Origin of the sequence: Brevibacterium spongiae (assembly GCF_026168515.1) — a bacterium.
Taxonomy (GTDB): Bacteria; Actinomycetota; Actinomycetes; order Actinomycetales; family Brevibacteriaceae; genus Brevibacterium; species Brevibacterium spongiae.
Genome location: NZ_CP093443.1, coordinates 1,053,229 through 1,070,262, shown reverse-complemented (window position 1 = coordinate 1,070,262; position 17,034 = coordinate 1,053,229). Strand labels below are relative to the sequence as shown.

Annotated in this window: 18 protein-coding genes; 5 read left to right on the top strand and 13 right to left on the bottom strand. The window is 64.8% G+C overall.

Going from position 1 to position 17,034, the window contains the following annotated elements:
* Nucleotides 1-11: 11 nt before the first annotated feature.
* Nucleotides 12-431 (bottom strand): DUF779 domain-containing protein, encoded by a 420-nt coding sequence (locus tag L1F31_RS04690; protein WP_265419515.1) that lies wholly within the window; start codon nucleotides 429-431, stop codon nucleotides 12-14.
* Nucleotides 431-1,954 carry an aldehyde dehydrogenase gene (gene adh, locus L1F31_RS04685; protein WP_265419514.1) on the bottom strand — a complete coding sequence of 508 codons (1,524 nt, stop codon included), beginning with the start codon at nucleotides 1,952-1,954 and terminating at the stop codon, nucleotides 431-433. Before adh ends, L1F31_RS04690 begins: the two co-directional genes overlap by 1 nt.
* Before the next feature lie 213 nt (nucleotides 1,955-2,167).
* Here adh and L1F31_RS04680 point away from each other — a divergent pair, with 213 nt between their 5' ends.
* The gene (locus tag L1F31_RS04680) at nucleotides 2,168-2,806 is read left to right on the top strand and encodes a GNAT family N-acetyltransferase (RefSeq protein ID WP_265419513.1); all 639 of its coding nucleotides are present in this window, start codon (nucleotides 2,168-2,170) and stop codon (nucleotides 2,804-2,806) included.
* 11 nt (nucleotides 2,807-2,817) lie between these two features.
* On the opposite strand, the gene L1F31_RS04675 is transcribed toward L1F31_RS04680, so the two are convergent.
* Entirely contained in the window at nucleotides 2,818-3,141 is a 324-nt protein-coding gene (locus L1F31_RS04675; protein WP_265420392.1) for a GNAT family N-acetyltransferase, read from the bottom strand.
* A gap of 238 nt (nucleotides 3,142-3,379) precedes the next feature.
* Complete coding sequence (locus tag L1F31_RS04670; RefSeq protein ID WP_265419512.1) at nucleotides 3,380-3,886, bottom strand: GNAT family N-acetyltransferase; 507 nt, start codon at nucleotides 3,884-3,886, stop codon at nucleotides 3,380-3,382.
* A gap of 61 nt (nucleotides 3,887-3,947) precedes the next feature.
* On the opposite strand from L1F31_RS04670, the gene L1F31_RS04665 reads away from it, so the two are divergent.
* Nucleotides 3,948-4,169, top strand: a complete 222-nt coding sequence (locus L1F31_RS04665; RefSeq protein ID WP_265419511.1) for a hypothetical protein — start codon at nucleotides 3,948-3,950, stop codon at nucleotides 4,167-4,169.
* Between the two features lie 3 nt (nucleotides 4,170-4,172).
* On the opposite strand, the gene L1F31_RS04660 is transcribed toward L1F31_RS04665, so the two are convergent.
* From L1F31_RS04660 to L1F31_RS04640, 5 genes are all read right to left on the bottom strand, one after another.
* Nucleotides 4,173-5,477: an MFS transporter gene (locus L1F31_RS04660; RefSeq protein WP_265419510.1), complete on the bottom strand. Its 1,305-nt coding sequence runs from the start codon at nucleotides 5,475-5,477 to the stop codon at nucleotides 4,173-4,175.
* Nucleotides 5,477-5,791, bottom strand: coding sequence for a VOC family protein (locus tag L1F31_RS04655; RefSeq protein WP_265419509.1), 315 nt, complete (start codon nucleotides 5,789-5,791; stop codon nucleotides 5,477-5,479). The genes L1F31_RS04660 and L1F31_RS04655 overlap by 1 nt, the downstream gene beginning before the upstream one ends.
* Before the next feature lie 29 nt (nucleotides 5,792-5,820).
* A complete protein-coding gene (locus tag L1F31_RS04650; protein WP_265419508.1) occupies nucleotides 5,821-5,988 on the bottom strand; it encodes a ribbon-helix-helix domain-containing protein in 168 nt (55 codons plus the stop codon).
* 85 nt (nucleotides 5,989-6,073) lie between these two features.
* A complete protein-coding gene (locus L1F31_RS04645; RefSeq protein ID WP_265419507.1) occupies nucleotides 6,074-6,403 on the bottom strand; it encodes a nuclear transport factor 2 family protein in 330 nt (109 codons plus the stop codon).
* A gap of 23 nt (nucleotides 6,404-6,426) precedes the next feature.
* Nucleotides 6,427-7,497, bottom strand: a complete 1,071-nt coding sequence (locus L1F31_RS04640) for an AI-2E family transporter (RefSeq protein ID WP_265419506.1) — start codon at nucleotides 7,495-7,497, stop codon at nucleotides 6,427-6,429.
* 94 nt (nucleotides 7,498-7,591) lie between these two features.
* Between L1F31_RS04640 and L1F31_RS04635 the strand changes: the two genes are divergently transcribed.
* Both L1F31_RS04635 and L1F31_RS04630 read left to right on the top strand, forming a co-directional pair.
* Nucleotides 7,592-10,252 carry a M3 family metallopeptidase gene (locus L1F31_RS04635; RefSeq protein ID WP_265419505.1) on the top strand — a complete coding sequence of 887 codons (2,661 nt, stop codon included), beginning with the start codon at nucleotides 7,592-7,594 and terminating at the stop codon, nucleotides 10,250-10,252.
* Nucleotides 10,233-10,982 carry a queuosine precursor transporter gene (locus L1F31_RS04630; protein WP_346732490.1) on the top strand — a complete coding sequence of 250 codons (750 nt, stop codon included), beginning with the start codon at nucleotides 10,233-10,235 and terminating at the stop codon, nucleotides 10,980-10,982. The genes L1F31_RS04635 and L1F31_RS04630 overlap by 20 nt, the downstream gene beginning before the upstream one ends.
* Before the next feature lie 28 nt (nucleotides 10,983-11,010).
* Here the strand turns inward: L1F31_RS04630 and tgt are convergent, their stop codons facing one another.
* Complete coding sequence (tgt, locus tag L1F31_RS04625) at nucleotides 11,011-12,264, bottom strand: tRNA guanosine(34) transglycosylase Tgt (protein ID WP_265419504.1); 1,254 nt, start codon at nucleotides 12,262-12,264, stop codon at nucleotides 11,011-11,013.
* A gap of 21 nt (nucleotides 12,265-12,285) precedes the next feature.
* Between tgt and mmuM the strand changes: the two genes are divergently transcribed.
* Nucleotides 12,286-13,251 (top strand): homocysteine S-methyltransferase, encoded by a 966-nt coding sequence (mmuM, locus tag L1F31_RS04620; protein WP_265419503.1) that lies wholly within the window; start codon nucleotides 12,286-12,288, stop codon nucleotides 13,249-13,251.
* Between the two features lie 19 nt (nucleotides 13,252-13,270).
* Here the strand turns inward: mmuM and L1F31_RS04615 are convergent, their stop codons facing one another.
* The 3 genes from L1F31_RS04615 to L1F31_RS04605 all read right to left on the bottom strand — a co-directional run bounded on the left by L1F31_RS04615 (nucleotide 13,271) and on the right by L1F31_RS04605 (nucleotide 16,923).
* Nucleotides 13,271-14,278, bottom strand: a complete 1,008-nt coding sequence (locus tag L1F31_RS04615) for an isopenicillin N synthase family dioxygenase (RefSeq protein ID WP_265419502.1) — start codon at nucleotides 14,276-14,278, stop codon at nucleotides 13,271-13,273.
* A gap of 168 nt (nucleotides 14,279-14,446) precedes the next feature.
* Nucleotides 14,447-15,844 (bottom strand): FAD-binding oxidoreductase, encoded by a 1,398-nt coding sequence (locus L1F31_RS04610; protein ID WP_265420390.1) that lies wholly within the window; start codon nucleotides 15,842-15,844, stop codon nucleotides 14,447-14,449.
* 17 nt (nucleotides 15,845-15,861) lie between these two features.
* Entirely contained in the window at nucleotides 15,862-16,923 is a 1,062-nt protein-coding gene (locus tag L1F31_RS04605) for an aminotransferase class I/II-fold pyridoxal phosphate-dependent enzyme (RefSeq protein WP_265419501.1), read from the bottom strand.
* Nucleotides 16,924-17,034: the final 111 nt, after the last annotated feature.

Here is a 17,034-nt window from a genome sequence, read left to right as displayed (position 1 = left end):
GTCGCCTCGGCTCAGGCGACGTCCATGAGCGTCGAGCGGATGATGAAGCGGTTGCCCGTCGGTGATTCGACGCTGAAGCCGCTGCCCCGGCCCGGAACCACATCGATGGTCAGATGCGTGTGCTTCCAATACTCGAACTGCTCGACCGACATCCAGAAGTCCAGACCGGCCTTCTCTGAATCGTCGACGGGCAGTTCGAAGTGTCCGAGCAGCACGTCGGCCTCCGAAGTGAGGAAGTCGCCTTCGGGGAAGCACATCGGCGACGAGCCGTCACAGCAGCCGCCGGACTGGTGGAACATGAGCTGTCCGTGCTTGTCGACGAGGCTTGTCAGCAGGTCGACGGTGGCCTGAGTCATCGCCACCCGCGATTTCTCTTCGCCCTCGATCATCGGTGTCGATTCGAGAGCGGCTGTTTCGGCTAAATCACTCATCAGAAGAATCCTTGTGCGTTTTCGGAGTAGCTGACCAGCAGGTTCTTCGTCTGCTGGTAGTGGTCGAGCATCATCTTGTGGTTCTCACGTCCGATGCCCGAGGACTTGTATCCGCCGAAGGCCGCATGGGCCGGGTAGGCGTGATAGTTGTTCACCCACACGCGGCCGGCCTGGATGGCGCGTCCGGCCCGGTAGGCGGTATTGCCGGTGCGGGCCCAGACTCCGGCGCCGAGGCCGTAGAGGGTGTCGTTGGCGGTTTTGATGGCGTCGTCGTAGTCGGAGAACGAGGTCAGGGCCACGACGGGTCCGAAGATCTCCTCCTGGAAGATGCGCATCGTGTTCGTGCCCTTGAAGATCGTCGGCTGGATGTAGAACCCGCCGGAGAGGTCGCCGTCGAGTTCGGCCTTGTCGCCGCCGATGAGCACCTCGGCGCCTTCGTCACGGCCGATCTTCAGGTAGGACATGATCTTCTCGAACTGGTCGTTCGAGGCCTGTGCGCCGACCTGGGTGTCGGTGTCGAGCGGGTTGCCCTGTTTGATGGCCCGCACACGTTCGACGCCCGCGGCGACGAAGTCATCGAAGATCGAGTCTTGGACGAGGGCACGGGACGGGCAGGTGCAGACCTCGCCCTGGTTGAGCGCGAACATCGCGAAGCCTTCGAGCGCTTTGTCTCGGAAGCTGTCGTCGGCCGCCATGACGTCGTCGAAGAAGATGTTCGGCGATTTGCCTCCGAGCTCCAGGGTCACCGGGATGATGTTCTGCGAGGCGTACTGCATGATCAGGCGACCGGTCGTCGTCTCGCCGGTGAACGCGATCTTGCGGATGCGTTTGTTCGACGCCAGCGGTTTGCCGGCTTCGACGCCGAAGCCGTTGATGATGTTGAGGACACCGGGAGGCAGCAGGTCTCCGATGAGTTCGGCGAGCACGAGGATCGAGGCCGGAGTCTGCTCGGCGGGTTTGAGGACGACGCAGTTGCCGGCGGCGAGGGCAGGAGCCAACTTCCAGGTGGCCATGAGCAGCGGGAAGTTCCAGGGGATGATCTGTCCGACGACGCCGAGAGGCTCATGGAAGTGGTAGGCGACGGTGTCGTCGTCGATCTGCGACAGTCCGCCTTCTTGAGCGCGGATGGCCCCGGCGAAGTAGCGGAAATGGTCGACGGCCAGCGGGAGATCTGCGGCCAGCGGTTCACGGATGCCCTTGCCGTTGTCCCACGTTTCCGCGACGGCGAGCATCTCGAGGTTGGCTTCGATCCGGTCGGCGATCTTGAGCAGGATGTTCGCGCGTTCGGCGACCGAGGTCTTGCCCCAGGTCGGTGCCGCCGCCCATGCCGCGTCGAGGGCGGTCTCGACGTCATCGGCGGTGGAGCTGGGGATCTCGGTGAAGACCTGACCGGTGACAGGGGTGATGTTCTCGAAGTAGTTGCCGTCCTTCGGCGGCACCCACTCCCCACCGATGTAGTTCTCGTAGCGTGGCTTGAACGTGACGAGAGAACCGTCGGTACCGGGTGCTGAGTAGACTGCCATGACACTCCTTCGTGTGCGTCCATCCACCCCACCTCACGTGCGGTTTCACACGCTGCGCCGGGCTTTCGTGACCGACTCGGAGCGGATGTGTCCGTGTCCTCTCACCCTAAGCCGGAAACGAGGAGCGGACAATAGCTGTTGAGGGAGTTCGCAGGTGACAGATCTCCGGCGAGAAGTCTCATATCGTCAGCGGGAATCTGAGAGAATGTCGACGTGGACATCAGGCCTTACGATCCGGCTGATAGCGAAGCGCTCGGTGCGCTCTTCGCGCGAGCAGGAGAGGGCTCGCCCACAGGTACGCTGTGGGGAGATCCTGAGTCCGAGGCCGATGTCTATCTGACTCCGTATCTTCGCCACGACCCTGCATCGGTCCTACTCGCGTGGGAGCGGTCGGGACCGGTCGGATACTTGGCCGGATGCCTCGACACCGCAGCGTTTCCTCGCGAAGACAAGCTCATCGGTGATGCCATTTCGGCTCGACGAATCATGCGCAGACCATCCTCGGCGGCCTTCTTTGCACGCAGTGCGGTGGACGTTGTACGCGATCGGCTGCGCCACCTCCCCACGGCCGGCGAACTCATCGACCCCCGTTGGCCGGCTCATCTGCACATCAATGTCGGCCCCGAGTCACGCGGAACTGGGGCCGGGGCCGCACTCATGGAGGCGTGGATCGAACGACTGCGGGACCAGAGTGTTCCCGGATGCCATCTGCAGACCATCGTCGAGAATCGCGGAGCGGTGAATTTCTTCGAGCGCTCGGGCTTCCGCAGGCACGGTGCGACCCCGACGGTTCCCGGCATCCGTTGGCAGGGCGGCCGAGTGCATCAGCAGACGATGGTGCAGGAATTCTGACGAGCGCGGATTCAACTGGTTGGCCGAACGGCCGTGAAGAGCACCATGTCTCGTCGGATGCCGCCGATCTCCTGATGTTCGGCGAGCACTCGTTCACGTACATATGCTGCTCTGTCAGCGGTCCGCAGAGATCCGGTGTTTCCCGGTTCGATGAAGAGTTCGACTCGACTCAACCCGGGCAGCGTCCAGGCGAATTCCGTCAGTGCGATGAGAGCATCAGCGGCGTATCCGCGTTTTCGCGACGAGGGCGCGATCGCATAACCTGCACTGGCCCGGCCGTGGGCGTAGTCCTTGAGCCACAGGCAGCAATGGCCGACTGCCTCATCGTCGAAAATCCTCGCGATCGTGAACGAGAACCCCCGCCCTTCGGCGTGACGCCCTGTTGTCTCCGAACCCAGGACTCAGCTTCCGCGCGGTTGGCGTGCCCGGGCAGAGTTCCCGTCAGCGGCACGTACGGATCGGTCGACAGTTCACGGGCCATTGCAGAGTCACGAAGCTCCACGCGCCGCAATCTGATCGCGCCGAATTCCGGGTCAGTCGCAGGCCACGGAGGCAACCGATGAGGCGTGGGCATCAACCGCCCCTCGTCCCCTGATCGTCCAGAGCAGGGTGTGCCACGGGCTTCACCATGATCAGGCAAGGCGTGTCCGCTCCCCACAGGGCGGTCTCCTCCAGCGGCAGGAAGCCCATCTTCTCGTAGAAGTGACGGGTGCGGGCATAGTTCTCATCGACCTTCGACGGCCCGAGGGTCTTCACTTCCAGCAATCGCACCCCGCGAGTCCGGAGGTCGGCGCAGATCGCCTCGACCATCGCAGTCCCGACTCCCCTACCGTGGAAAGAGCGGTCGACGACGGTGAAGTGGATCTCGCTGGTCTGCGGGAAATGGTGCGTCACCAGCGTGACGCCGGCGACCCGGTCATCGTCATCGCGCACCGTCCACGTCTCCATGGTGCGTGCATCGCCGATGTATTCAGCATTCGACTCGGGCCGGCCGAACCATTCCGGCACGGTTGCCAGCAATCGCTCGACATCCTCGGGGACCACCTCGTCGCGGTGCGCCGTCCATTCGGTCTGAGTCATCAGCACATCCTAAACGCAAAGACGGCTCGCCGATACCCCGCCCGTTGCTAGACTCGCCACTATGAGCGAACCCGAGTCCCCCGTCCTCCGTCTGATCCCGTATCTCGCGGCGATCACTGCGGCTGTGTTCATCACGCTGCCCCGCCTCGGCGGCGATGGGAACCTGCTCATCACCCTGGTCTTCGGTGCCGTCGCCTATTTCGCGGCGTACTTCATCGTCAAGCTCATCATCCACGCCCTCGTCACCCGCTTCGACGCAGGCGACCACGACGACCAGGGCTGACATTCAGGACGCGGTCTTGGTCCGCCCTGTCACTGCAACTGCCCCAATAAGAGAAGCCGCAAACAGAGCGTAGGCAACAGTGAGGCCAGAATCGCCGCCAAATGAACTGATTGCACCGCCTACTGCCCTTCCCATCAATCCCCCGAAGTCTTCGGCGGTGACTACTGCGACGGCGAGCTCGCTCGGCCCCACTCCGTCCGCCTGAGGCTTACTGGCCAACACGTACAGAGGTGGGTACGCCAGTCCCACTCCCACCCCGGAGAGTGCCCATGCAACAATAGCCAAGGAATACGAGGGCCAGTATTCGAGGCCGATTGCCAGGGTGAGCACCGAAATTCCGGCGAGCGCCAAACCAATCTGCGGCAACAAGGGAGAACTGCCGCCGAACCCTAAACCGGCTTGGATCAGACTGGTCAGCCCCCAGGCGATCGGCGCCGCACTGAGCACGATGGCAGCCTTGCCCAAACTCACACCGAAACCGTCCGTCAGCAGAATGGTAATGAGACTGTCTGCACCGAAGTACCCCAGTCCGAACAGCAACATGGCGATCAATGCTGAGGGCACTCCCCGGTTCAGTCGCATGGTTCCGCGAGGCATGACCGCTAGCAGGCCGACTGCAGACACGGCGACTCCGAACATTGAAATCACCAGATGTTCAGCACCAAACATCACGCCGGCCGCACCGATGGGAATCAGCAGCATCCGTCCGATAGGTCGTTTCGAGGTTGGCCCCAGATCATCATCCTTCACCGCCCTGACGATCAGCAGCCGACCAAGCAGAACAGCTGGGACCGGAACCAACAATGCCCACCGCCATCCGATCAGATGTTCCATCCCCAGGGTGGCCACAGGTCCGATCAGGGCAGGAAGAATCCACATCGATGCGGAGATGGCGATGACTCTCGCTCGTGTTGAGTCATCGAGATGTTTGATTGCGGCGCTGAAACCGAACAGAGCAAGCAGTCCCCCAGCCGAGCCGCTGATGAATTGACCAACGGCGAAAACCCACCCCACCAGCGCTGTCGCTGAGACGATCAAGCCGACAAGATATCCTGCAACCCCGACGCCGAGAGTTCCTCTCGCTCCCCACTTTCGCAATGCCGGTCCGGTCAGAGGTATCGCAACGAACAGCCCCAAGCTGGAACCTGCGAGCAGCAGTGCCAGCTGTCCACGTGCTTCGAGATCCGGGGCGATCACCGGGAGCAGAGTCGAAGCGACGAATCGCGATACGGCGGCCGCGAATTCCACGACGACGATGCCCACTGCCAGCGCAGCTGCACTGTTGCGCTTCGGCCCCTTGTCGACCACTACGTATACAGCTCGCGATCGTATCTGTTGATCTGGACCCCGACGCCATCCGGATCGCGCAGTCGAAGTGATTGTCCATAGTTCTCATCGACAACCGGTCCAGCTTCGAATCCAGCGCTCAGCATCCGCGCGGAGACATCTTCCAGCGATTCGTCGGTTTCGAACGCAATTTCGCAGCTTCCGGCGTCCTCGGCCGGAGCCGCATGAATTCCCAGCATTCCGGCTTCGGCAGGCATCTCAACCCAGTTGCCGGGTCGAGACGAATCTCCTGGCGACAGGCCCAATGCACGGTAGAAGGCAACGGTGGCTTCCACATTCTTGCTGTACCGAATCGGCATTATCCTCATGAAGAACTCCCTTCGTCATCGTCGGCAAGGCGTGCGAGATGACCTTCGATGGCCTCCTCGACAAAGACGGAGAGCGAAACCTCCGCATCGACTGAGGCGTGCTTGACCCGTTTGACCAAGTCCGGCGGAAGCCAGATGTTGAACTGCTGTTTTCCTGCGACCATGAACAATAGTGTACTAGCACACTAGTGTTGACAAGAAGTTGCCGCTGCAAACTTTCTCTGACGACGGCCCGCCCCGAAGGACCACCTATGCGTCAGCCGAACCCTCGCGGTAGATCTTGGCTTTGGCAATTTTGCTGTCAACGAGGTCGAACACTGCGATGAGTCCGGCGCTCTTGTTCTCACCCTGATGCGACCAGTCCTCACGCATTTCGACAGCAATGACCGACCCGCCGTCGATGACTCTTCGCAGACTCAGCTGGGGCAGCAGCGCCTGCATCGCTTCTGTGAAGAACTCCCTCAGTCCTCCCTCGGCAATGGTGTAATCACCGGTGACCCATGTGGCCGAGTCGGCGAAGTCAGCGAGTAGCGCGTCGACATCTCCAGCGTTGAACGCGGCGATATGTCGATCAGCCAAGTCATGAGCGTAAGACATGAGCCCTACCTCTTCGCCTGGGCGGGCACGACGACCTTGCGGATGACGATGAGCACCGAGGCGGCCACCGGCACCGCGACCACCGCACCGAGCACACCGCCCAAGGTGCCGCCTGCGATCGCTGCGATGATGACGAGCGCACCGGGCACGTCGACGGCGGCCTTCATGATGCGCGGGCTGAGCAGATAGGCCTCGACCTGCATGTACACGAGGTAGTAGATGCCGGAGGCGATGCCGAGTCCGGGCGAGACCATGAGACACGATGCGGTGATGATGATCGCGCCCGTGATCGGGCCGACGAGCGGGATGAGCGAGGCGAGGAACGCGATGAATGCGAGCAGCGCCGGCAGGGGCGCGCCGATGATGGTCAGGAAGATCGCCGAGCATACGCCGTTGACGATTCCCAGACTCAGCTGGCCGAGGACGTAGCGTCCGATGGAACGGGTGACCTCCTCGGTGACGGATTCGACCGTCTGTCGCGCGGAGGCCGCGACGAGGGAGAACATCGCAGATTTGATCGTCGGCAGGGTCACCGCGAAGTAGATGGTGAGGATGACGACGATGATGACGCCGGTGAGGAAGCTCAAGATCCCCGCACCGATCGACACGACGCCGCCGCCGACGGACAGCACGTTCTTCGGATCGGAGACCCAGGCGCCGATGTTCGCGAAGATCGCATCGACGTCGATCGCGCCGGTGAACTGCTGTTCGAGCTCCTTCACCCAGCCGGTCCCCGCGAGGTCGGCGACGATGTCGGGCAGGTCGCCGATGAACGTCTGGATCTGCGCGATCACGGTCGGAGCGATGAGCAGCCCGGCGCCCGCGACGATGATGATGAAGGCGAGGACGACGAGGATGACGGACACCGAGCGCGGGATCTTCCGCTCCACGAACCACTGCACGATCGGGTCGAGACCGAGCGCGAGGAACAGTGCCAAACCGATGTAGATGAGCACGGTCGCCACCGACTGCAGCGCCGTCATCAGCGCGAGCGCCAACCCCACGCCCAGAGTGCCGGTGAAACCGATCCTGAACGCGTTGTTGAGTGTGAGGGACTTGTCCCGACCAGTGGCCATGTCTTCCAGTGTAATCAGCGATCATGCACTGGTCGGCACTCTCACGTTAGGATCGACTCGAGTGTCCAACAGTGAAGAAAGTGGTACGTCGAGAATGAACGCAGAACCGAACGGCATCGATGTCTGGGAGGCGTTCCTCGACCCGCAGAGTGACTACTCCATCCCGGATTTCGCGGCGGTGACCCCGGAGACGCTGCTCAGCGCAGTTCACGCGGCCGCCGATTTCGCCCGCGCCGAGGTGGCCGACATCATCGCCGACGAAGCCGAGTCCACGTTCTTCTCCACCACCGTACGTTTCGAATCCGCGTCCGTTCCGATGACCCGCATCGCCTCCGTGGCCGCGGCCATCGAGTCGAACCATCTGCGGCCCGAACTCACCGACGCCATCGCCGAGGTGTGGGAGGTCCTGTCCGCGACCCGCACCGAGATCCTCCTCGACGTCGATCTCTTCCACCGCATCGAGCAGGTCCCGGTCACCGACCTCAACCCCGAGGACAAACGTCAGCAGGAGCTGACGATCGAACTCTTCGTCCGCGCCGGCGCCCGCCTCGGCGAGGCGGACCGGCAGCAGATGGCCACGATCGCGGCCGAACTGACCACGCTGGAGAACTCCTTCTCACGCGCCCTGCAGCTCGACACCCGTGAACTGGCTGTCCACCTCGGCGAGGTCGAGTCATTGGCCGGGATGAACGAGGACCAGATCGCGGCGGCGGCGAATCGTGCGAGCGAACGCGGCATCGACGGCTTTCTGCTGCCACTGAACAACTTCACCCAGCAGATCGTGCTCGAGTCCCTCGACACTGCGCAGACCCGCCGGCACGTGCTGAACAATTCGATGGCGCGCGGGTCCCGCGGCGGCGAGGGCGACACCCGCACACAGGTCGCCGACACCACGGCGCTGCGCGCGCTGCAGGCGCACCTGCTCGGGTACCCGTCGTATTCGTCGTTCGCCATCGACAACCAGACCGCGGGCAATCCCGATGCCGCAGCCGACATCGTCTCCTCCCTCATCAATCCCGCCAACGCCCAGCTCGATGAGGAGCTTGCGCAGGTCAAGGACCGCTATGGTCTCGAGTCGGTCGCGGCCGGAGACGTCAAGCACTACCTCGCGAAGTTCCGCGCCGACGAATTCGGCATCGATCCCGACGAGGTGGCCAAGTACTTCGAGTTCGACACCGTCCTCACCGAGGGTGTCTTCCGGGCCGCGACCGGCCTGTACGGGATCACCTTCGCTCCCTATGACGGGATCACCGCCTGGCACGAGGACGTCCGCGCCTTCGAGGTCACCGACGTCACCGAACGCCCCTTGGGCCTCGTGCTCATCGACCCGTATTCGCGGGACACGAAACGCGGCGGAGCCTGGATGGATCAGCTGGTCCCAGCCTCCCGCCTGACCGGGCTGCAGCCGGTCGTCACGCTCTCGCTCAACCTCGCCAAGCCCGCCCCGGGGCGGCCCACTTTGCTCAACCCGACCGAGCTGACGACTATCTTCCACGAGTTCGGCCATGTCCTCCACGGACTGTTCGCGAACTCGACGTACCCGTCGACGGCGGGCACCGCGGTCCCGCGCGACTACGTCGAATTCCCGTCGCAGCTCAATGAGATGTGGCGCTTCCACCCGCAGGTCCTCCCCCACTTCGCCAAGCACGTCGAGACGGGTGATCCGATGCCGGCCGAACTCGTCGAGGCTCTCATCGCCAGCGAGAAGTTCGGGCAGGGCTTCGACACGATCGAGTACCTCGCCGCGGCCATGCTCGACCTCTCCTGGCATTCGCTCGAGGCCGGGGAGCACATCACCGATGTGCTGTCCTTCGAATCCGAGGTGCTCGCCGCCGCAGGGTTCTCCCCGCTCGTGCCGCCGCGCTACCGGTCGACGTACTTCGGGCACATCTTCGCCTCCGGCTATGCGGCCGGCTACTACTCCTACCTCTACTCCGAGGTCATCGCGGCCTGGGTGAGCGAATGGTTCGAAGCCCAGGGCGGCCTCAACCGGGAGGCCGGTGACGCCTTCCGCGAGGCCATCCTCGCCCCCGGTTACTCGGTCGACCCGATGTCGGCGATCGAACGGTTCTTCGGCACCCGACCCGATGTCGCACCCCTGCTGCGCCGCCGCGGACTCGCTGAGCCGGTCACCGAGGAGGCGGGCGAGGAGGACGCGACCGATCCGACCGTCGATTCGCCGGTCGATCCCGCGGCGGTTCCCGCGACCGATCCGACGGCCGAAGGAGACTCCGCGGTCGCCTCGGCGAGCGACGATCCTGCCGCGGGGCAGCCGCGCACGCATGCCAACCATGAGGCGGTCGCGGCCGACCTCACGGCCGCAGGCATCGATCCGCGCATCGAAGTCTTCACCGACGCGACGCCGACCGCGGCAGCAGCCGCCGAGAAGCTCGGCATCGAGGTGGGGGCGATCGCGAACAGCCTCATCTTTTCCACCGGCGGCTCCCCGGTGCTCATCATGGCCTCGGGCGCGCGCCGGGTCGACACCGACCATGTGGCGGGCCTCCTCGGCGTGGAGTCCCTCGATCGGGCGAGCAAGGATCTCGTCCGCGAGGCTACTGGTCAGGTCATCGGCGGGGTCGCACCGTGCGGCCATCCACAGCCGATTCCGACCTATGTCGATGTGTCGCTGAAGGACTATCCTGTTCTCTGGGCCGGCGCGGGAACGCCGAATTCGATGATGCCCCTGACGTACGAGCAGCTGCTCGCCGTCACGGGAGGGAAGGAAATCACCGTTGTCGCGCAACAGTCCTGAGAGCGAGTCTGGGCAGCCGGGTCGGGAAACCGATCCGGCGGACACCACCAACGCTGCACGATTCGCAGCCTTCGCCTCCTCCAGAGGCCGCTACTATGCGGTCTTCCTCGCCGTGTTCTGCGCGGTGCTCATCATCTCGAACATCTCCGCCACGAAAGTCATCGGCTTCGGGCCGATCGTCACCGACGGCGGTGCCTTCCTCTTCCCCATCGCCTACATCCTCGGCGACGTGATCAGCGAAGTCTACGGTTTCAAGGCCGCACGCAAGGCTGTGATCACCGGTTTCGCCCTGCAGATCCTGGCGACCTTCGTCTTCTGGCTCGTGCTCATCTCGCCTCCGGGACCCGGCTATGAGAACCAGGACGCCTTCGCCGCTGTGCTCGGCTTCTACCCACGCATCGTCGCGGCCTCACTCGTCGGGTACTTCGTCGGACAGCTGCTCAACTCATGGGTGCTCGTGGCCGTGAAGAAGCGGATGGGCGAATCGAAGCTGTGGGTCCGTCTGCTCACGTCGACCGGCGTCGGCGAATTCGTCGATACGCTGCTCTTCTGCGTCATCGCCTTCGCCGGAGTCATCCCGGGGCTCGACTTCCTCAACTACATCATCGTCGGCTTCGTCTACAAGGTCGCCGTCGAGATCATCTTCCTGCCCGTGACGTACCGGGTCATCAAGCTGGTCAAGCGCCACGAGCCCAGCTACGAGCTGCCCGCCGAGGCGCGCACCGCGTAGGCGGCCGGTCGAAAGAGCCGCGCCCCCGCTACTTCGAGTAGTAGCGACCGAGTACGTCGGTCTCGAGCTCGTCGAAGCGGCCGTCGATCATCGCCTGTCGGATCTCGGCGACGAGGGAGACCACGAAGTGCTCGTTGTGGATCGTGCACAAGGTGGAGAAGAGCATCTCCTTCGCCTTGTACAGATGCCGCAGGTACGCCCGCGAATAGTTCTGGCACGTGTAGCAGTCGCAGTCGGGATCGAGCGGACCGAAGTCGCGGCGGTACTTCGCGCCGGTGAGGTTGTACCGGCCGTCGCGGGTGTAGATCGCTGCGTTGCGGGCCACGCGCGAGGGTGAGACGCAGTCGAAGGTGTCCGCGCCGGTCTTGATCGATTCGAACAGGTCGTCGGGTTCGGAGATACCCAACAGGTGCCGCGGCTTGTTCTCCGGCAGCTCCTCGCACACCCAGCGGATGATGATGCCGAGGTTCTCCTTCTCCAGGGCCCCGCCGATGCCGAAGCCGTCGAAGTCCATGGCGCCGAGGTCCCGGGCAGCCTTGCGGCGCAGGTCCTCGTACTGTGCACCCTGCAGCACCCCGAAGAGTGCCTGGTAGGGCCGGTGAGAGCGTTCCTCGGTGAGCCGGAAGTGCTCCTCGATGCAGCGGATCGCCCACAGGCGGGTCCGCTCGAGCGATTCCTCCTGGTAGCCGCGGGTGTTGACCAGGGTGGTCAGCTCGTCGAAGGCGAACATGATGTCGGCGCCGAGTTCGTGCTGCACCCGCATCGACACCTCCGGAGTGAAGCGGTGCATCGACCCGTCGAGGTGGGACTTGAACGTCACCCCGTCATCGTCGACATTCGACAGCCTCTCCTTGCCGACGGCGACGAGTTCGTCGTTCTGCTCCCCCGTCGACTCCATCGAGATGACCTTCTTGAACCCCGAACCGAGGCTCATCACCTGGAATCCACCGGAGTCGGTGAACGTCGGTCCCGGCCAGTTCATGAACTTCCCCAGTCCGCCGGCCTCATCGATGAGGTCCGATCCCGGCTGCAGGTAGAGGTGGTAGGCGTTGGCGAGCACCGCCTGACCGCCGAGTGCCGCGACCTCGTCAGGACGGACCGCCTTGACCGTGGCCTTCGTGCCGACGGGAATGAACGCGGGAGTCTGGATGTCCCCGTGCGGAGTGTGGATGACTCCGGTGCGTCCGCCCGTGTCCAGGCGGGTGCCCACCTCGAAGCCGAACCGCGAACGGTCGTTGATGGGGGCGGTCTCGGATGCTGCCGGAGTTTCGTCTGTAGTCACCGGACAAGCTTAACTAAGACCATGACGTTCCCGCAGATGCTCGCCGAGGCGGCCGCCCCCATCATCATCGACGGCGGGCTGGGCACCGCCGCCGAGGACCGCGACATCGACCTCGACCATCATCTGTGGTCGGCCGAGCTCATCCGCACAGACCCTGACACCCTGCTCGCCGTGCACGCCGACTTCGCCCGGGCCGGTGCCCGGATACTCACGACCGCGAGCTACCAGGCGACCCCGGCGGGATTCGCCGAGGCGGGAATCAGTGCCGCAGAAGGCAGCCGGATCGTCGCCGACAGCGTGAGGATCGCACGCGAGGCAGCCGATCGCAGTGCCGGTGCATCAGACGAACCGGCGCGAGGCACAGAGATCCTCATCGCCGGGTCCGTCGGCCCGTATGGTGCGGCCCTGGGCGACGGCGCCGAATACTCCGGCGACTATCGATTGACGCCCGAGGAATACACCGCCTTTCACCGTCCCCGCATCGCTGCCCTCGCCGCGTCGGGGGCGGAGCTGCTCGCGATCGAGACCCAGCCGCGCCTCGACGAGACCCGGGTGCTCATCGACCTCGCGGAAGAGACCGGGCTGCCTGCCTGGGTGACCGTGACTCTACGCGAGGGCACTGACACGGCCGGCTCGGACCCACTCGGCCCGACCCTGCCTGACGGGTCATCTCTGGCGGACCTCGCCGAGGTGGCGGCCGCCTCGGCGGAGATCCAGGCGATCGGGGTCAACTGCGTCCGACCCTCCGTGGTGACTCCCGCGCTGAGGGAATTGTCCCGGCACACGGATCTGCCGCTCATCGCCTACCCAAATTCGGGTGAGACCTACGACGCGGAAGCCATGGAATGGCGGGACGACGGCACGGAAGCCGGGGTCGGGTCGTGGCCGGTGGCGGAGTGGTCCCGCCTCGGCGCGCGGATCATCGGCGGCTGCTGCCGGGTTCGGCCGGACGACATCGCGACATTGAACGACTTCGTCCGACCCTGACCACGCTGAAGCCGAACGCTCAGACCCGGGCGCTCACGAGCTCGGGGTAGAACTTCTCCGCCACGTTCGGGTGGGAACGGAGTCGGGACAGGAACGCGTTCTCCCCATACACGGCGTGGAGGGCATCGCGTTCGTCCTCGGTGACTCCCCGAGCCTCACCCGCGAGCTCCGCAGGCAGCTCGACCTCGGGCAGGCGGGCGCTGAGCGCAGGGTTATAGAAGAACGGGATGGAGATGCGGTCCTTGCCCGGTTCGGTCGGCAGCACCCGGTGGACGGTGGCCTTGAGGTAGCCGTTCGTGGCGACCTCGAGGAGTTTGCCGATGTTGACGACGAAGGCGTTCTCGATCGGGTCGGCGTCGATCCACCCGTCATCGGTGAGCACCTGCAGGCCCGTCGTTCCCGGCTGCGGGTAGAGGAGGGTGAGGGTGCCGCCGTCGCGGTGTTCGCCGACGCCCTGGGTGATCGATTCGGATTCGGCGGCCGGATAGCGGACGATCTTGATGAAGGATTCGGCATCCTCGGCGAAGGCGGGCGCGAAATGGTCAGCATCTTGCCCGAGGCTCAGCGCCCACTGCTGCAGGAGCCGATTGCCGACCTCGCTCAGCCGCGCGTGCCAGGAGTCAGTGGCCTCACGCAGCTCCGGCAGGGATTCCGGGTACTGGTTGGGCCCGGTGAGGCGGTCGAAGTCGTGAACCGGTTCGGCCACGGGAGCGCGTTCGGGGCCGATGTCGATCTGCTCCCTCCAGTCCACGCGGCCCTGGGTGCGTTCTCCACCGGTGCGGGTGTAGCCGCGGAAGTGCGGGGAGTTCGTGTTCTCGATCGCGAGTTTGTCGTCCTCGGGCAGAGCGAAGAAGCGCTGTGCGACGTCGATGATGCGGGCGAATTCGGCATCGGGGATGCCGTGGCCGGTGAGGTAGAAGAAGCCGATCTCGTGGGTGATGCGGCGCAGCTGGGCGCGGAATTCCTCGGCGGTGTCGGGATTCTCGGCCTGGCTGAGGTCGAGAACGGGCAGCTGGGTGAGCGTCATTGCGAACTCCTCTCTTTTCCCAGCACCTTAGGCACCGACCCTCCGGGGTCGTCGGCGCACGGTCACAGTCGGTCGCAGACCGTCACAATCCGAGACATCGGAGTGCGATCCAGTCGGTGAGACCGGCGGTCTGGCGGTGAGGGCCGCGCTCAGTCGGTGCCCCAGGGCTCAGCCGAGCATCTTGCCCGGGTTGAGGATCCCCAACGGATCGACCGCCGACTTGATCGAGGCCTGCAGAACCTGCGCCCCGGCATCGAGTTCACGCACCAGCCAATCCTGCTTCAGATACCCGACCCCGTGCTCCCCGGTGATCGTGCCACCCAGGTCGAGTCCGAGCTGCATGATCTCAGCGAACGTCTCCTTCGCCTCGGCCACACTCGCCTCATCCGAGGCATCGAAGAGCACACTCGGATGCATGTTCCCATCCCCCGCGTGACCGGCCGTTGACACCTCGACCATGTGCCGGGCATCGATCTCGGCCAGACGTGCGAAGAACTCGCCGAGGCGGGACCTGGGCACGCACACATCATCGATGAGCTCGCCCCCGCCGAGGGTCGCCACGTACTGCTCCATCGCCGGGGACACCGCCCGCCGGGCCGCGACGAACATCTCAGAATCCGCCGGATCATCAGAGAAGAACACTTCATCGGCCCCCTGCCCCCGTGCGATCGCCTCGAACCCTTCGAGCTCAGCGACCCCGGCCTGACCCGGAGCATCGGACTGCACGAGAAGGAGCGCCCCGGCACCGTCAGGCAGACCGAAATCACCGTAGGCGTTGATCATCGCCACCGTCGCCCCGTCCATGAGCTCGAGCATCGACGGTCCCGCACCGGAGGCCATGAACGCAGACACCGTGTGCCCTGCCGACTCCATGTCCGGAAACACCGCGACCCCGGTCACCGGTGGTGCCAACAGAGGTTTGAGTCCCAGGGTGATCTCGACGATGACGCCGAGGGTCCCCTCCGAGCCGACGAACAGTGAGGCCAGGTCGAGACCGGCCACTCCCTTCGCGGTCTGCCGACCCAGCTTCGTCACCGTGCCGTCGGCGAGCACCACGGTCAGTCCCCGCACATAGTCCTTCGTCACCCCGTACTTCACACAGCACATACCGCCGGCATTCGTGGCGACGTTGCCGCCGATCGTCGAGATCGCCACCGACCCCGGGTCCGGCGGATACGACAGACCGTGCTCGGCCAGCGCCGACTTGAGGTCCTGGTTGATCACTCCCGGCTGGACCCGGCACGTCTGGTTGAGAACATCGATGTCAACAATCGCATCGAGCTTCGCGACGTTGAGCAGAATCGCCCCGTCGACGGCGTTCGCCGCCCCCGACAGACCGGTCCGTGCTCCCTGAGTGACCACGGGGATCCGGTGCTCGGTGGCGAATCTCATCACCGCGACCACATCATCGACGGAGGCGGCACGCACCAGCGCCGAGGCGGTCCCGGCCGGACAGAACAGTGCCTTGTCCGACGAGTAGGCATCGATGACATCCCGATCGGTCACCAAGGCACCGGGACTCAACCGGGAGTCGAGTTCGGACAGATCCGGCTGGGTGCTCACCATCGGGTTCACGCTCGTGCTCACAGTGAGGCGGCGACCTTGAGTACCCGATCGAGTGCCTCATCAGGCCCGATGCTCACCCGCACGCCGCCCTGCAGGCGACGCACGGCCACGGCCTGTTCCGCACACGCGCCTTCGAAGGCGACGGCGGCTTCGGGTTCCAGAGCGATCCACACATAGTTGCCCTGCGCTTCAGGGACGCTGAGTCCGAGTCCCCGCAGGTCATCGGCGAACTTATCGCGCACCGTCGCGACCTCCTTGGCGCGCACGGCGACTTCGTCGACTCGAGCCAGGGATTCCCTGGCCGCGGCCTGCGCACCTGCGGTGACGGAGAACGGGGCGATGACCTGGCGCAGCGCCGAGGCGATCTCGACATCGGCGACGCCGTAGCCCACTCGCAGACCGGCCAGTCCGTGCGCCTTGGAGAAGGTCCTGGCGAGCACGAGGTTCGGGTGCTTCTTCCGGGCGGCCAGACCGTCGGCGGCTTCGGAGGCGAATTCGATGTACGCCTCGTCGAGGACGACGATGACGTTCTCGGGCACCTCGGCGAGGAACCCTTCGAGTTCGGCGTCGGTGATCGTGGGACCCGTCGGGTTGTTCGGCGAGCACAGCAGCACGAGCCGGGTCGTGTCATCGATGGCCGCGGCCAGCCCGGCGAAGTCGTGGCGGCCGTCGGGCAGGAGGTCGACGGGGCGCTTCTCGGCACCGCGGGCGGAAGCGAGGATCGGGTACATCTCGAACGACGGCCACGGATAGACCACGGACGTGCCGGCCTCGAGCGTGATGTTCGTCAGCGCGGACAGGACTTCGGAGGCACCGGCACCGGGGACCACCTCGGCGGGTTCGACACCGAGGCGGGACGCGATATCGGCCACGAGCGCGGACCCGGTGGGGTCGGGATAATTGCCCGGAATCGCCGAGGCGGCAGCGAAGGCTTCGACGACACCCGGCAGCGGCGGCAGGTGGTTCTCGTTCGAGGACAGCTTGTACGGGGTCAGGCCCGGGGAACTGACGGGAGGCTTGCCGGGGACATACGGAGGGAACTCGGCCAGCGCGTCACGGAGCAGGAAACGTTTGGACATGTGCCCATAGTTGCACACCTTGTGGCGGGCGACACAGAGTGTCCGCCCAAAGTGACCGAACGGTCGGAAACAGGCGGTCGGGCCGGACGCCCATCCGCTGTGAGAATGCTC

Bases quoted from the DNA above. Each gene is read 5' to 3' on its own strand.
- L1F31_RS04690 (WP_265419515.1), bottom strand. From the start codon at position 431: ATGAGTGATTTAGCCGAAACAGCCGCTCTCGAATCGACACCGATGATC.
- adh (WP_265419514.1), bottom strand. From the start codon at position 1,954: ATGGCAGTCTACTCAGCACCCGGTACCGACGGTTCTCTCGTCACGTTC.
- L1F31_RS04670 (WP_265419512.1), bottom strand. From the start codon at position 3,886: ATGACTCAGACCGAATGGACGGCGCACCGCGACGAGGTGGTCCCCGAG.
- L1F31_RS04665 (WP_265419511.1), top strand. From the start codon at position 3,948: ATGAGCGAACCCGAGTCCCCCGTCCTCCGTCTGATCCCGTATCTCGCG.
- L1F31_RS04650 (WP_265419508.1), bottom strand. From the start codon at position 5,988: ATGGTCGCAGGAAAACAGCAGTTCAACATCTGGCTTCCGCCGGACTTG.
- L1F31_RS04640 (WP_265419506.1), bottom strand. From the start codon at position 7,497: ATGGCCACTGGTCGGGACAAGTCCCTCACACTCAACAACGCGTTCAGG.
- L1F31_RS04635 (WP_265419505.1), top strand. From the start codon at position 7,592: ATGAACGCAGAACCGAACGGCATCGATGTCTGGGAGGCGTTCCTCGAC.
- mmuM (WP_265419503.1), top strand. From the start codon at position 12,286: ATGACGTTCCCGCAGATGCTCGCCGAGGCGGCCGCCCCCATCATCATC.
- L1F31_RS04615 (WP_265419502.1), bottom strand. From the start codon at position 14,278: ATGACGCTCACCCAGCTGCCCGTTCTCGACCTCAGCCAGGCCGAGAAT.
- L1F31_RS04610 (WP_265420390.1), bottom strand. From the start codon at position 15,844: ATGGTGAGCACCCAGCCGGATCTGTCCGAACTCGACTCCCGGTTGAGT.
- L1F31_RS04605 (WP_265419501.1), bottom strand. From the start codon at position 16,923: ATGTCCAAACGTTTCCTGCTCCGTGACGCGCTGGCCGAGTTCCCTCCG.